This window comes from Zavarzinia sp. CC-PAN008 (assembly GCF_051903925.1).
Taxonomy (GTDB): domain Bacteria; phylum Pseudomonadota; class Alphaproteobacteria; order Zavarziniales; family Zavarziniaceae.
The window spans coordinates 3,509,382-3,524,052 of the sequence record NZ_CP173678.1 but is presented as its reverse complement, the minus strand read 5'-3'; the positions used below and the strand labels follow the sequence as shown (position 1 = coordinate 3,524,052).

The window sequence follows — 14,671 nt, the reverse complement described above, 5'->3', positions numbered from 1 at the left end:
GGGGCTCATTCCGCTGGCGATGGGTGCGCCTGGCCGCCGCTGGCACGCGGGCGGCGACGCAGCCGGTCCATGTAGACATAGACGACGGGCGTGGTGATCAGGGTCAGGACCTGGCTGGCGATCAGGCCGCCGATGATGGCGATGCCCAGGGGCTGGCGCAGTTCGAACCCTTCGCCAAAGCCGATGGCCAGGGGCAGCGCACCCAGGCCCGCGGCCAGCGTGGTCATCAGGATCGGCCGGAACCGCTTCAGGCTGGCCTCGCGCACGGCATCGGTCGCCGACAGGCCACGGGTGCGCTGCGCCTCGATCGCGAAGTCGATGATCAGGATCGCGTTCTTTTTCACGATGCCCAGCAGCAGGAACACGCCGATCAGCGCGATCAGCGAGAAATCCAGGCCGAACGCCATCAGCGCCATCACGGCACCCACGCCCGCTGCCGGCAGGGTGGACAGCACGGTGATCGGGTGGATCGTGCTTTCGTAGAGCACGCCCAGGACGAGATAGATCGCGATGATGGCCGCCGCGATCAGGATCGGCTGCTGGTTCTGGGTCGCGTCGAAATTGCGCGCCGTCCCCTGGAAGCTGCCCCGGACGCTGGTCGGCATGGCGATCCGCGCCTCGGCCGCGCGGATCTCGGCCTGGGCCTGGCTCAGGGCAACGCCGTCGGGCAGGTTGAACGAGATGGTGGTCGCCAGGGACAGGTTCTGGTGGTTCACGCTGGTCGCCGTCGCGCGCTGGCTGAAGCTGGCGATCACGGGCAGGGGCACCATGGCGCGGTCTGACGTGCTCAGGGCTTGGCCGCTGGCCTGGTCGCGCGCACCGGGGTCGATCACGTTGCCGGCGGCCCGCGCCGCAGCCCCGGCGATGCGTACCGGCACCTGGACGTCGGCCAGGGCCTCCGGCCCCTGCACGAAGGGCGGCGCCCATTCCATGACGATCGAATACTGGTTGATGTCGTCATAGATCGTGGCGACCTGGCGCTGGCCAAAGGCATTGTAGAGCGCGTTGTTGACGTCGCGGGCCGAAATGCCCATGCGGGCCGCGCTGTCGCGGTCGACGGTCACCATCGTCTCCGCGCCATTGTCTTCCTGGTCGGTGTCGATGTCCGTCAGCAGGGTGCTGCCCTTCAGTTCCTCGGCCAGGCGGGTCGCCCAGGTGCGCAGCTCGCCCGCGTCGTCGCCCTCGAGCGTGTACTGGTAGGTGGAGCTCGACATCCGCCCGCCCATGCGCAGGTCCTGCACCGGATTGAGGAAGATGCTGATCCCCGGCACCTGGGACAGCTGCGGCCGCAGGCGCGCGATGACGGCCTGCCCGCTCTCGCCCCGCTCGGCTAGCGGTTTCAGGTCGACGAACATGAAGCCGCCGCCGGCCCGCCCGCCGCCCGTGAAACCGACGACCGTGCGCACGCTTTGGTCCTTGCGGATGATGTCGATCACGGTGCGCAGCTTCTCGGACATGGCCTGGAACGAGATGCTCTGGTCGGCGCGGATGCCGGCCATCAGCTGGCTGCTGTCCTGGCGCGGAAAGAAGCCCTTGGGCACCACGGTATAGAGCCACCAGCTCAGGCCCATGGCGACCAGCAGGATCAGCACGACCAGCGGCTTGGACACCAATGCCCAGTCCAGGCTGCGCGCGAAGGTCCGCTCCAGCGCGGCGTAGCCCCGCTCGAACAGCCGGGCGACCAGGCCGGGCTTGCGCAGGTGGGCGTCGCGGCGCAGCAGCGTGGCGCACAGCATCGGCGTCGTCGTCAGCGAGATCACGAGCGAGATCAGGACCGCGACCGACAGCGTCACCGCGAACTCGTGGAACAGGCGGCCGACCTGTCCCCCCATGAACAGCAGGGGAATGAACACGGCGACCAGCGACACGCTCATCGACAGGACGGTGAAGCTGACCTCGGCAGCGCCGGCCAGGGCAGCGCTCAGGCGGTCGCGCCCCGCCTCGATATGGCGGGTCGTGTTCTCCAGCACGATCACGGCGTCGTCGACGACGAAGCCCGTGGCGATGGTGATCGCCATCAGCGACAGGTTGTTGAGGCTGAAGCCCAGCAGGTACATCACCCCGAACGTGCCCAGCAGCGACAGCACCGTGGCGATGGCCGGGATCATGGTCGCGCGCAGGTCGCGCAGGAATGCGCCCACGACCAGCACCACCAGGACGATCGCGATGACCAGCGTCAGCTCGATCTCGTGCAGGCTGGCGCGGATCGAGTTGGTGCGGTCGGAGGCGACCTGGATCGACACGTCCGAAGGCAGCGACGCCTCGACCTCCGGCAGGATGGCGCGCACCGTGTCGACCGTCTGGATCACGTTGGCGTTGGCCTGCAGCCGGATCAGCACGATGATCGCCGGCTGGCCGTTGAACAGGCCAATGGCGCGCGTGTCCTCCATGCTGTCGACGACCGTCGCGATGTCGGCCAGGCGGATCGGCGCGCCGTCGCGCCAGGCGACGATCAGGTCGTGATAGTCGGCGGCGCGGCGACCGCCGCTGCCGGTGGTGTAGATCTGGTAGCGCCGGCCGTCACCCTCCAGCGCGCCGCGCGGGCGGTGCGCGTTCGCCGCCTGGAGTGCCGCGCGCACGTCCTCCAGCGCCACGCCGTACTTGTTGACCGAGAACGGGTCCAACTGGATGCGCACCGCGGGCAGGGAGCCGCCGCCGATGTCGACCTCGCCCACGCCTTCCACCTGGGCGATGCGCTGGGTCACGACATTGCTGACGAACTCGTAGATCTCGGCCAGGTTGCGATTGGGCGAAGTCAGCGCCAGCACCATGGCGGGCGATCCCGCGGGATTCGACTTGCGATAGGTCGGATTGCTGCGCAGCGTCGCCGGCAGGTCGACACGGGCGGCGTTGATGGCGCCCTGGACCTCGCGCGCGGCGCCGTCGATGTCGCGGTCCAGCTCGAACTGCAGCGTGATGCGGGTTGAGCCGGTGCTGCTGGTCGACGTCATCTCGGTGACGCCAGGGATGATGCCCAGGCGGCGCTCCAACGGGGTTGCGATGCTGGTCGCCATCGTTTCCGGACTGGCACCGGCCAGGCTGGCGGAGACGTTGATGGTGGGGTAGTCGACCTGGGGCAGGGGGGCGATCGGCAGCACCATCAGGGCGGCGATCCCGGCGATGGCCAGCCCCAGCGACAGCAGGACAGTGCCGACCGGACGCCGGATGAAGGGGGCCGACAGGCTCATTCGGCGGGTCCCGGCGCGGCCGCCTCGGACGCCGTGGGGGCGCGCCGCCGGACGCGCCGGGCCAGGCGGTCGAAGGCCAGGTAGATCACCGGCGTGGTGAACATGGTCAGCAGCTGGCTCATCAGCAGGCCGCCAAAGATCGCAACCCCCAGCGGCTGGCGCAGCTCCGCCCCCTTGCCCAGTCCGGCCATCAGAGGCACCGCGGCGAACAGGGCGGCCAGCGTCGTCATCAGGATCGGCCGGAAGCGCAGCACCGCCGCCTGAAAGATCGCCTCCGGCGGGGCCTTGCCCTGGCCACGCTCCGCCTCGATCGCGAAGTCGATCATCATGATCGCGTTCTTCTTCACGATGCCGATCAGCAGGATGATGCCGATGATCGCGATCACCCCCAGGTCGCTGCCTGTGAAGTACAGCGCCGCCAGGGCCCCCACCGCGGCCGAGGGCAGGGTGGACAGGATCGTCAGCGGGTGGATGTAGCTCTCGTAGAGCACGCCCAGCACGATGTAGACGCAGACGATCGCCGCCAGGACCAGCCAGAACTGGCTGCTGAGCGAGGACTCATAGGCGCCGGCCGAGCCCAGGAAGGTGCGCGTGATGCCGACCGGCAGGGCGATCTCGGCCATCGTCGCGCGGATCGCGTCGACCGCGTGCCCCAACGATACGCCGGGTGCCGTGTCAAAGCCGATCGTGGCGGCCGGGAACTGCTCGACATGCGTGACCTGCAGCGGTGCGGTCCGCTCGCTGATCGTGGCGATGGTTGAAAGCGGCGTCGGCCCGCCGCTGGTCTGCAGGTGCAGCAGGCCCAGCGAGGCGGGATCGGTCAACAGGTCGGGCCGCGCCTCCAGGATCACCCGGTACTGGTTGGTCTGCGTGAAGATGGTGGAGACGATGCGCTGGCCGAACGCGCTGTACAGGGCATCGTCGACATTGGCGGCGGTGATCGCCAGGCGGGCCGCCGTGTCGCGGTCCAGCTGGACGAAGGCGGCGGGCCCCTCCGCCCCCGCGTCGGTCTGGACGTTGGCCAGTTCCGGGCGCTGCGCCATCGCCTGGGCCAGGCGCCGGGTCCAGGCGGTGACGGTCGGGGTGTCCACGCCCTCCAGCGACAGGCGATAGAGCGTCGGTCCCGATTCCGCGTCGATCGTCAGGTCCTGGGTCGGCTGGAAATAGACAGTCATGCCGGGCACGCTGGCCACGCGCTGGCGCAGCCGGGCCATGATCTCCTGCTGGTCGGACGTGCTGCGGGCGTCCTTCAGGTTCACCAGCATCTGGCCGGTGTTGAGCATCGTGTTGTTGGCGCCGTCGACGCCGATGAACGAGCTCAGGCTTTCGACGTCCGGGTCCTCCAGGATGCGGGCCGCGGCCTGCTGCTGCAGCTCGGCCATGCGCTCGAACGAGACGGAGCGCTCGGCCTGGGTCACGGCCTTGATCTGCCCGGTGTCCTGGACCGGGAACAACCCCTTGGGAATCGCGATGACGATCGCGACCGTCGCCGCGATGGTGAAGGCGACGAACAGCAGGGTCAGGCCCTGGTGCCGCAGGACGACGCGCAGCGCGCCGGCATAGTGCCCCTCCACCCAGGTGAACAGCCGGTGCGCCCCGCGCCCGACGCGGCCCAGTTCGGCATCCGGATTGGAGTGCAGCCAGCGCGCCGACAGCATCGGCGTCAGCGTCAGCGACACAACGGCAGATATCAGGATGGTGATGGCCAGGGTCACCGCGAACTCGCGGAACAGGCGGCCCACCACATCCTCCATGAAGAGGAGGGGGATCAGCACCGCGATCAGCGAGATGGTGAGCGAGACGATGGTGAAGCCGATCTCCCGGCTGCCGTTCAGCGCCGCCTGGAACGGCTTTGCCCCCCGCTCCAGGTGACGGGTGATGTTCTCGATCATCACGATCGCATCGTCGACGACGAAGCCGGTGGCGATCGTCATCGCCATAAGCGACAGGTTGTTGAGGCTGTAGCCGAGCAGATAGGTGACGCCGCACGTCCCGATCAGCGAGATCGGCACCGCCAGGCTGGCGATGAGCGTTGCGCGCAGGCTGTGCAGGAAGAAGAAGATCACCAGGACGACCAGCACGATGGCCAGCGCCAGCTCCATCTGCACGTGCTCGACGGACGCGCGGATGTTGGTCGTGCGGTCGGACAGCACCTGGACGTCCAGCCCGGCTGGCAGGCTTTCCGTCAGGTCGGGCAGGCGGGCGCGGATCGAATCGACCGTCTGGATCACGTTGGCGCCCGGCTGGCGCTGGACGTTGACGATGATCGCCGGCTTCAGCCCCGACCATGCGCCCAGCTTCACGTTCTCTGCGCTGGACACCACGCGCGCGACGTCGCGGATGCGCACGGGTGCGCCATCGGCATAGGTCACGACCAGGTCGGCATAGTCCTCGACCGTCAGCAGCTGGTCGTTCGAATTGATGCTGTACGAGCGCGAGGGGCCGTCGAACGAGCCCTTGGCGCTGTTGGCATTGGCGGCGGCGATGGCCGTCTGCAGCGTGGACAGGGACAGGCCATAGGAGGCGAGCGCCTGGGTGTCGGCCTGGATGCGGATGGCCGGCCGCTGGCCGCCGCTGAGCGAGACCAGGCCAACGCCCGAGACCTGGCTGATCTTCTGTGCCAGACGGGTATCGACCAGGTTCTGCACCTCGGTGAGCGGCAGCGTGTCCGAGGTGACGGCCAGGGTCAGGATCGGCGCGTCAGCCGGGTTGACCTTGGAATAGACGGGCGGCGCGGGCAGGTCTGCCGGCAGCATGGCATTGGCCGCGTTGATCGCCGCCTGCACCTCCTGCTCGGCCGAGTCGAGTTCCAGCCCCAGGTTGAACTGGAGCGTGACGACCGAGGCGCCGGCCGACGAGACCGAACTCATCCGCGCCAGGCCCGGCATCTGGCCGAACTGGCGTTCCAGCGGCGCCGTGACGGTCTGCGCCATGACGTCCGGGCTGGCGCCTGGATAAAGCGTGCGGACCTGGATCGTGGGGTAGTCGACCTGGGGCAGGGCGGCCAGGGGCAGCAGCCGGAACCCGACAATGCCCGCCAGTACGATCGCCACCATGAACAGGGACGTCGCGACCGGCCGCAGGATGAAGGGGCTGGAGGGGTTCATGGGCCGCCCGGCGCCATCAGTTCGGCGTCGCCGCCGCGGCCGGCTGGCCGCCGCCGTCGCGGTTGCGCCGGCGCGGCTGCTCGCCCGCCGCGGCCGGCGGGGCGGCGCCGGGCACCGTGACGCGCGCGCCCTCGGTCAGGCGGTCCAGACCCTCGGTCACGACGGTATCGCCGGCCTGGAGCCCGCTCGTGACCACGGTCATGCCGTCCGCCTCGACAGCGGTTTCGACCGCGCGCTGGGTGACGGTCTGGTTCTCCGCCAGCAGCCAGACAAAGGGCCCGCGGCTCGACTGGCGCACCGCCGCCGACGGCACGACCAGGGCCTGCTCATAGGTGTTGATCACCAGGCGGAGGTTCACGAACTGGCTGGGAAACAGGCGGCCGTCACCATTGGCGAAGCGTGCCTTGGCCCGCACCGTGCCCGTGGTCGTGTTGACCTGGTTGTCGAGGGTGGAAAACGTCCCCTCGGCCAGGACGCGGGTGCGGGTGCGGTCCAGGGCGGTCGCCCCCAGGGGCGTCCCGCCGCGCACGCGCGCCTCGATCTCCGGAACCAGGTCCTGCGGGACCGTGAACTCCACGTCGATCGGGTCGACCTGGGTGATGACGGCAACGCCGGTCGCGGCTCCCGCCGCAATGTAGTTGCCGGCGTCGATCACGCGCAGGCCCACCCGCCCCGTCACCGGCGCCTTGATCCGGGTGTAGTCCAGGTTCAGCTGCGCGCTGGCGACCGCGGCCTTGTCCGCCGTCACGGTGCCCTGGAGCTGGCGCACCGTGGCCGCCTGGGTGTCCACGTCCTGGCGCGCGATCGAATCCTGGTCCATCAGGGTCTGGTAGCGCTGCAGCGTGACGCGCGCGTTCTCAAGCTGGGCCTGGTCACGCGCCAGCTGGCCTTCCGCCTCCATCAGGGCGATCTCGAACGGGCGCGGATCGATCACGGCCAGCACCTCGCCCTTCTGCACGACCTCGCCTTCCGTGAAGCGGATCTCGGTCAGCATGCCGCCCACCTGCGGCGTGACCGTGACCATCGCGGCGGGGGTGACCGTGCCCAGGGATTCCAGCGTCACCGGTACGTCGCGGATCGCCACGGGTGCCACGCCGACGGTCGTCTGACCGCCGCGGCCGAAGGCACCCCCCATGGGGCCGCCCGTCCCGCCAGCGGGCGGGGCCGGGGTACCGGCGGCCGCGGCTGTCGCCTCGCCAGGGGGGCGTGCGGGTTGCTGGCCGCCCGAAGCGCCCGCCGGGGGGGACGCACCGGGGCCGGGTCGGCTGCCCGGCGGGCCGCCGAAGCCAGCGCCGGATGGGCTGCCCGTCTCGAACAGGCCGAACGGCTTTTCCACCAGCGCCCAGGCAAAGGCGATGACCACGCCGACGGCCAGCACGGCGACCAGATTGCCCAGCCAGCGCCGACGGCGCCGCGGAGTGGGCGGCATCTCGAAGGGTTCGGGCGTGGTCATGCGCGGGCCCCGCCAGCGTCGCCCGCCCCCGTCCCCCTGAATCCCTGCGCCATTGTCGGTCCCTGCTCACCAGCCGCAGCAAGGCGTGCGGCATTTCACCATCGGGGACGGATGGCGCCCCCACATCCCGGCCGCGTCAAGCGCCGGCCTGTAACGAAGCGTGTACGGTGCCGGAAGCGGTCAGGATGCCGGGGGGGATGCGCATGGTTTCGATTGCCCGTCGTGGATCGAGCATGGCACGTGCAGCACGGGATTTTCCTGCGCTGCAAAAAACAAGGGCCGCGCTTGCGGCGCGGCCCTTGTTCGCTTGCCCTGCGCCGACGCGTCAGCCGGCCTTTGCCTCGGCCGCGAAATCGCCATCGCCAGAGATCGTGGTGACCATCGGCCCGTACACTTCGGTAAAGGTCGTCATGATCTCGTCATAGGGCAGGTCGTCATAGGTGCCGCGTTCGCGCACATATTCCATGTGCTTGCGCCCGGAATTGTCGAACGGGTGGAAAATCGAATCGGTCTCGCCATCGAACTCCAGCGGCTTGACCCCCACCTTTTCGCACAGGGCCAGGTTGAAGGCGGGCGTTGCCTTCACCCACTTGCCGTCCAGGAACAGCTCGGTGAAGCCGTGGAAGACGAACAGGTCCGTCTTCATCTGTTCCTTCATCCGGTCGGTGGTCAGGTGGTTGCGCACGTCGGCGAAACCCAGCCGCGCCGGGATCCCTTCCGCACGCGCCACCGCCGCCAGCAAAGCCGCCTTGGTGATGCAGAAGCCATTGCCCGTCTCCAGGCAGCGGCTGGCGCGGAACCCCGGCTTCGAATAGTCGACCTTGTAAGGGTCGTAGCGGATCTGGTCGCGCACCGCGTAGTAGAGGGCGAGGGCGCGCGCCTTCTCCCCCTCCACCCCCTCGACCGCCTTGGCGGCAAAGGCCCGGACCTTGGCGTCGTCGGCGTCGATGAACCAGGTGCTGGCCAGGGTCGGGTCGGCCACCTTTGCCACGGCGCTCATGCCAGTTCGACGGCCATCGCCGTCGCCTCCCCGCCACCGATGCAGAGCGAGGCCAGTCCCCGCCTGCCGCCGCGTTCCTGAAGTGCCGCCAGCAGCGTCGCCAGGATCCGCGCGCCCGATGCCCCGATCGGATGGCCGAGCGCACAGGCCCCGCCGTTCACGTTCAGCTTCTCGTGCGGGATGTCGAGTTCCCGCATCGCGATCATGGCGACCACGGCGAACGCCTCGTTGACCTCGAACAGGTCGACGTCCGCCGCCGACCAGCCGGCCTTCTTCAACGCCTTCTGCATGGCCGGCACCGGCGCCGTGGTGAACAGGCCCGGCTCGTGCGCGTGGGCGGCATGGGCGACGACGCGGGCAACGACCGGCAGGCCCAGCGCGTTGGCGACCGACTCGCGCGTCATCACCAGGGCAGCCGCGCCGTCGGAGATGGAGGAAGCGTTCGCCGCCGTGATGGTCCCGTCCTTGGCAAAGGCGGGCTTCAGCGTCGGGATCTTGGCGAAATCGGCCTTGCCCGGCTGCTCGTCGATCGAGACGGTCTCAGCACCCTTGCGACCCTGGACGGTGACCGGCGTGATCTCCCGCGCGAACGCGCCGGAGGCGGTCGCCGCCTGTGCCCGCTTCAGGCTCTCCACGGCATAGGCGTCCTGCGCCTCCCGCGTGAACTGGTAGGACCGCGCCGCATCCTCGGCGAAGGCGCCCATCAGCTTGCCCGGCGAATAGGCGTCCTCCAGGCCGTCCAGGTACATGCTGTCGCTGATCTTGTCGTGGCCGATGCGGGCGCCGGCGCGGTGCTTGGCCAGCAGGTAGGGCGCATTGGTCATGCTCTCCATGCCGCCTGCCACGATGATGTGGGCGGATCCGGCGGCCAGGGCGTCATGCGCCATGATCGCCGCCTGCATGCCGGAGCCGCACATCTTGTTGAGCGTCGTCGCCTCGACATGAAGGCCAAGGCCGGCACCCAGCGCCGCCTGCCGCGCCGGGGCCTGGCCCAGGCCGGCCGGCAGGACGCAGCCCATGTAGATCTGTTCGACCTGGGCGCCATCCACCTTGGCGCGCTCAAGCGCTGCCTTCACGGCGATGGCGCCCAGGTCGGTTGCCTTGACCGCCGACAGGCTGCCCTGGAACCCGCCCATCGGCGTGCGGGCATAGGCGGCGATGACGACGGGGTCTTTTGCGGAATGGGCGTCGGGCATGAAGGTCCTCGGGGCTGACCTGACAATAATTCCGACCTCATCCTGAGGTGCGGAGCGAAGCGGAGCCTCGAAGGATGGGCAACCGGAGCCCGGGTGGCCGATCCTTCGAGGCCCCTTCGGGGCACCTCAGGATGAGGTGGCTCTCTACGTCCTCAAGCCGCGGGGCGCAGCTTGGGGAAGCGGGCGTGGCGGAACGGGTCGCCATGCTTCAGGGTGCGGGCGACCTGGCTGAACATGTTCTCTGGGACGTCCGGCGCGTTCAGCATCCCCTCGTTCGGGCGCGAGACATAGATTGTCTTGTTGCCGAAGAAGCGGAGCGACAGCGTGCGCCGGCGACCGCCCGGATGGGTCGGCGCGCCGCCGTGCATCACGGAGGGGTGGAACACGACCACGTCGCCCGGCTCCACGGCCCAGGAGACGATGTCGAACTTCGCGCGGTCGGCCTCGATATCCGGCAGGCGCGGCATGGTGCCTGTCGGATAGAGCGGCACGGTGTCGTCATCCGGGTCGAACGCCGACCCGTTATAGAGCACGCCGCGGTGCGAGCCGCGCACGAACTCCAGCGAATCCGCCTGCTTCACGGGATCGAAGCTGATCCACATCACGGCGATCTCGTCGCCCTCGATCGGCAGGTAGGAGGTGTCCTGGTGCCAGGGGGTGCGCCGGCTGTTGCCGCCTTCCTTGAGGAAGACCTGCTCGTACATGAACCAGACGTCGCTGGCGCCCCACAGGTCGGCCACGATGTCGGCAACGTTGGTCTGCTCGATCAGGCTGCGATAGGCGGGCAGCGCCTCGCCATTGGCCAGGTCCTGGTAGAACCGGCCGGCATTCTGGGCCCGCGTCTCGAAGGTCGAGGCCGAGGTGCTGGGATTGTCCATGCTCCAGTCGAACGCCGCGCGGGCCAGGTCCATCGCCCGTGCGTCGAGCGCCCCCGGCAGGCAGACCACCCCGTCATGGGCATAGCGGCGACGCATCTCATCGGTAATCACGACACTCATGCTTCTTATTCCTCCCTTGACGGCAAGTGTGCCTCCTTGGTCCGTCGCTGTCATCCGCAACGGACCAAGGAGGCTGGCGGGCCGAGGGGAGGGAATCCTCAGGCCCTGGGGACTTGCAGCCGCGCCGGTCTAGGCTCGCGGCACAAGGCGCAGCGCCGTGCGCCCCTTGAGCGTGACAGTCGCCTGGGCCTTGCCCTGCGCATCGGCGATGACCGTACCGGTGGCGTCGCCCGTCAGGTCATAGGCGAGGCCGGGCTTGAGGCGCTCGAAGTGCAGCAGCTGCGGGCCATCGCCGCGACCCGGGCGCAGGACGAGGTCGAGGTCGGCGCCGTCGCTCCAGGCGCGCGCCACCAGGACATCGGGATAGGCAACACCGGTCAGCAATGGCCCATTGAAGACGTGTGCCGGCGGCCCCTCGACAAAGACGCGGCGGAAGTCACCGGTCCGCATCAGGCGCGCCTCGGCCGCGACGACATTGGCCAGGTTCGAGCCCTTGGTATAGCGCAGTACGCCGCCGTCCCACGTCTCGCCGCAATCCTCCGCCAGGGAGGCAAGAGCCGCGTCGGCGATCGCTTCCTCGCCGAACTCGCGCGCGGCCTTCAGGATCGAGGCATAGGCCGGCGTATTGCCGGGCCTGTAGTTGCCGGGATCGACACTGTCCATCGGACCCCGCTTGGGCAGGGTGATGCGGGTGCGGCCGTCCTTGCCCGGCGCCATGACAAAGGCCAGTTCCTTGCGCGCGATCGCCCACTGCCGCTGCGCGCGGGCGGGCGCGAAGATGTTGGCGAACGGCGCAAAGCCGGCATCGCCATGGGGGAAGGGCGCCTCGAACCCCGTCAGTTCCGAGCGCAGGCCGATCAGCGTGCCGCTGGCGTCCGTGAACTCGGTGTCCATCTTCTCGGTGAAGCGGGGCAGGATGTCCCGCACATGGGTCGTGCCGAAAAGCCGGTCATGGACCGCCAGCGAGCTCATGCCGTAGTGGTTGCAGATCGGATAGATCCAGTTCGGCTCGCACGGATAGAGGCAGAAGGGGTTGGTGTTGAAGTTCCACACCACCGATCCGATGATCGTGTGGATGTCGTGCACATAGCTGGTCCTGTCGTTCAGCCGGAAGGTCAGGCTGCCCGGCTCGGCATAGCGGCGGTCGCCCGAATTCAGCATATAGGCGCCGACATGCATGCCAAACCAGCCGGTCAGCATGATGTTGTCCTTGTTGGCCGGGTCCCAGTTCGTGAAGTTCAGGTGGCCCCAGCAGGACTCATAGACCCAATAGCCCCAGACCTTGCGCAGCAGGTACTTGTCGATCAGGTTGCGCTGCGCCTCGCCCAGGTAGCCTGAGAAGTTTGGCGCGTAGCTGCCCTGGTAGTTGGCCAGAGCAAAGCCCATGTGGTTGATCTGGTAACGCAGGGCCGCCGGCTGAAACTGGTCGATCACGTCGAAGCCGTTCCATTCCGGGATCGGCTGCAGCGCCCGGTCGAGCAGGTAGCGCGCCGCCGCCAGCTGGTCCGGCTGCAGCTCGCGCTCGGCGTTGGCAACCATCGTCGCCGGCACCTGCGCCGCCACTTCCTTCACCGACTCGGCGACGAAGCCCTGGCGGAAGGCAAAAGCCTCGCGTCCCTTGGCATCCCGCTGGGCGCGCCGCAGCCGGAACCAGGCCAGGGTCGCCAACGCCGCGACCGGCGCCAGGAAGACGCCGGGCAGCCAGACCTGCGGCCCGGCGAAGGCCCCGGCCAGCAGGGCCGAGCCCAGCCACACCGTCGCCGGCGCCACGACCATCCCCGCCCAGAACCATGCGACCAGCGACAACGCGAACAGGCCGACAAAGACGGGGAACAGGAGCATGGCCCAGCCGCCGACCGCCAGGAAGCCAGCACCCGGCATGAACAGGCCCATGCCCGCCGCCTGCCAGAAGGTGGGGGCCTGCAGGACGACCGGCGTGATGCCGACCAGGCAGGCCAGGGCATAGACGAAATAGGTGCGGCGCAGGCGCGCGGCCGTGACCGGCCCCGTCTGCCCAGGCTGGGGCAGGGGGGCTGCGCCCACCCGATCGAATTCCAGGACACTCATGGCGGCACCTCCCCTTGGTCGCGCGTTTTCTGGTCGCGTGTACGCGGTCTCTGTCAGTCGGCCGGCAGCGGCGGCGCCTGGGCCAGCGGATCCCCCGCGGGATCCACCCGGCACAGGACATCGGCGGGGTCGGGCCCGAAGACTGCGGCATGCGCCTCCGCGATCCAGTGCGGTCCGTGGGTCACCACGGCCCAGCCGCCGGCGGCGAACATCAGCACTTCCGTGGCAACCAGGCCCACGATCATGCGGCGCGCCAGTCGCGGCGACGCCGGGGCCGCTGCTGCGGCCGCTGCCGGACCGTCGCCCAGCGACCAGGCCACGCTGGCGTTCGGGGCACCGGGTGATCCCAGTTCCAACTCAGGCCCGAACAGAAGCGTCCGCACCCTGCGGAACGGCAGGAGGATCTGGCTGAGAAGGAAGAGCCCGAAGGCGCAGCACGCCATGTCCGTTGTCCTGGTTGTCCAAACTCCCCGACGACATCCCGCACCGCGCGCACATCCTGCAATCCGGTAGCTTCCGGAGGCGTTGGGCGGCACGTCGTCCGTCGCACATTCTTTTCCGGGCCCAGGGTCGGTCAAACGCTGTTCGGGGGCCAATACATTTGCATTGTCCCGGCCATAGGCATTGCCTATTGATCTACCTCGATCGGAGGGTCGAGCATGGACCTGGATGCCAAGCCGCTGCGCTATTTCATCGCCGTCGCAGAGGAAAGCTCGTTCACGCGTGCGGCAAGCCGCCTGCATGTCTCGCAGCCCTCGCTCTCGGCCCAGGTGCGGGAACTAGAGCGTCTCCTGGGTTTCGACCTGTTCATCCGCGACAGCCGCAAGGTGGCATTGACGCCGCAGGGGGCAAGCTTCATCCACGAGGCCCGGCACGTCGTGGCCGAGACCGAGCGCATGAAGCGCATCGCCAAGGACATCCGCTCCAACGAACTGCGCGTCGGCACCGCCGTCTATACCCTGCACATCCCGGAGCGGATGGCGTTGACCGACGGCTTTACCGCGGCCTTTCCGGCGACGGCCCTGGAGATCACGAACCGGAACCAGACCCTGCTCTATCGCGACCTGGTGCGGGGCGAGATCGACCTTGCCCTGGTCCTGGGCCTGCCACCGGTGGCGGACGAGCGGGCCCTGCGGCCCGAGCGCGCGATGTTCGAGACGGTCATCCCCCCCGGCTTCGAGCGCCTGACGCTGCAGACGCGGGCCGTCGCCATGCTGCTGCCGGCGGAAAGCCCCCTGGCGCGCCAGAGCGTGCTGCAGCTGTCGGATCTGGCGGGGCAGCGCGTGGCCCTGCTGGACCGGGAGCATGGGCCGGCGCTGGTCGACGACCTGTCCGGTCCGCTCAGCGCCGCCGGTGCCGTCCTGCTCACGCCGCCGGAGCGCAACCAGATCGCCGTGGAGCATTACGCCCAGACCTTCCGCATCGCGGCCGTCACGCTTGGCTGGTTCGACACGGCGGGCCTGGGCCGCGAGAAGGCGCCGATGGTGGCGCGGCCGGTTGCGGGCCTTGATGTCGTGACCGAGCTTGCGCTGATCCGCCGCCCAGGCGAGCAGCGCCCGGCGGCCCAGGCGTTCTGGGCCTTCGCGGCGCGCTGTGACCTTGTTGGCTGAGACCGGTTTGATCTGGCGCAAGGCCTGGCGCACCGGCATCCCGGACGCTTGT

General features: G+C 69.0%; 9 protein-coding genes. 1 reads left to right on the top strand and 8 read right to left on the bottom strand.

Annotated elements, in window-relative coordinates; genetic code table 11:
• Window positions 1-5: 5 nt before the first annotated feature.
• The 8 genes from ACI6GS_RS16535 to ACI6GS_RS16500 form a co-directional block, all read right to left on the bottom strand.
• Complete coding sequence (locus tag ACI6GS_RS16535) at window positions 6-3,188, bottom strand: efflux RND transporter permease subunit (protein ID WP_439814554.1); 3,183 nt, start codon at window positions 3,186-3,188, stop codon at window positions 6-8.
• Window positions 3,185-6,295: an efflux RND transporter permease subunit gene (locus tag ACI6GS_RS16530; protein ID WP_439814553.1), complete on the bottom strand. Its 3,111-nt coding sequence runs from the start codon at window positions 6,293-6,295 to the stop codon at window positions 3,185-3,187. The genes ACI6GS_RS16535 and ACI6GS_RS16530 overlap by 4 nt, the downstream gene beginning before the upstream one ends.
• Before the next feature lie 16 nt (window positions 6,296-6,311).
• Complete coding sequence (locus tag ACI6GS_RS16525; protein ID WP_439814552.1) at window positions 6,312-7,748, bottom strand: MdtA/MuxA family multidrug efflux RND transporter periplasmic adaptor subunit; 1,437 nt, start codon at window positions 7,746-7,748, stop codon at window positions 6,312-6,314.
• Window positions 7,749-8,073: 325 nt separating this feature from the next.
• Window positions 8,074-8,748: a transglutaminase-like domain-containing protein gene (locus ACI6GS_RS16520; protein ID WP_439814551.1), complete on the bottom strand. Its 675-nt coding sequence runs from the start codon at window positions 8,746-8,748 to the stop codon at window positions 8,074-8,076.
• Window positions 8,745-9,944, bottom strand: coding sequence for an acetyl-CoA C-acyltransferase (locus tag ACI6GS_RS16515; protein ID WP_439814550.1), 1,200 nt, complete (start codon window positions 9,942-9,944; stop codon window positions 8,745-8,747). Before ACI6GS_RS16515 ends, ACI6GS_RS16520 begins: the two co-directional genes overlap by 4 nt.
• 152 nt (window positions 9,945-10,096) lie before the next feature.
• On the bottom strand, window positions 10,097-10,942 hold the full coding sequence (locus tag ACI6GS_RS16510; protein WP_439814549.1) for a phytanoyl-CoA dioxygenase family protein: 846 nt from the start codon (window positions 10,940-10,942) through the stop codon (window positions 10,097-10,099).
• Window positions 10,943-11,071: 129 nt separating this feature from the next.
• Window positions 11,072-13,009, bottom strand: a complete 1,938-nt coding sequence (locus tag ACI6GS_RS16505) for a hypothetical protein (RefSeq protein WP_439814548.1) — start codon at window positions 13,007-13,009, stop codon at window positions 11,072-11,074.
• 53 nt (window positions 13,010-13,062) lie between these two features.
• Complete coding sequence (locus ACI6GS_RS16500) at window positions 13,063-13,452, bottom strand: hypothetical protein (protein WP_439814547.1); 390 nt, start codon at window positions 13,450-13,452, stop codon at window positions 13,063-13,065.
• Window positions 13,453-13,668: 216 nt separating this feature from the next.
• Here ACI6GS_RS16500 and ACI6GS_RS16495 point away from each other — a divergent pair, with 216 nt between their 5' ends.
• Window positions 13,669-14,619 (top strand): LysR family transcriptional regulator, encoded by a 951-nt coding sequence (locus ACI6GS_RS16495; RefSeq protein ID WP_439814546.1) that lies wholly within the window; start codon window positions 13,669-13,671, stop codon window positions 14,617-14,619.
• Window positions 14,620-14,671 lie beyond the last annotated feature (52 nt).

Excerpts from the sequence above, each read along its gene's own strand:
- ACI6GS_RS16535 (WP_439814554.1), bottom strand. The coding sequence starts at position 3,188 with ATGAGCCTGTCGGCCCCCTTCATCCGGCGTCCGGTCGGCACTGTCCTG.
- ACI6GS_RS16530 (WP_439814553.1), bottom strand. The coding sequence starts at position 6,295 with ATGAACCCCTCCAGCCCCTTCATCCTGCGGCCGGTCGCGACGTCCCTG.
- ACI6GS_RS16525 (WP_439814552.1), bottom strand. The coding sequence starts at position 7,748 with ATGACCACGCCCGAACCCTTCGAGATGCCGCCCACTCCGCGGCGCCGT.
- ACI6GS_RS16520 (WP_439814551.1), bottom strand. The coding sequence starts at position 8,748 with ATGAGCGCCGTGGCAAAGGTGGCCGACCCGACCCTGGCCAGCACCTGG.
- ACI6GS_RS16515 (WP_439814550.1), bottom strand. The coding sequence starts at position 9,944 with ATGCCCGACGCCCATTCCGCAAAAGACCCCGTCGTCATCGCCGCCTAT.
- ACI6GS_RS16510 (WP_439814549.1), bottom strand. The coding sequence starts at position 10,942 with ATGAGTGTCGTGATTACCGATGAGATGCGTCGCCGCTATGCCCATGAC.
- ACI6GS_RS16505 (WP_439814548.1), bottom strand. The coding sequence starts at position 13,009 with ATGAGTGTCCTGGAATTCGATCGGGTGGGCGCAGCCCCCCTGCCCCAG.
- ACI6GS_RS16500 (WP_439814547.1), bottom strand. The coding sequence starts at position 13,452 with ATGGCGTGCTGCGCCTTCGGGCTCTTCCTTCTCAGCCAGATCCTCCTG.
- ACI6GS_RS16495 (WP_439814546.1), top strand. The coding sequence starts at position 13,669 with ATGGACCTGGATGCCAAGCCGCTGCGCTATTTCATCGCCGTCGCAGAG.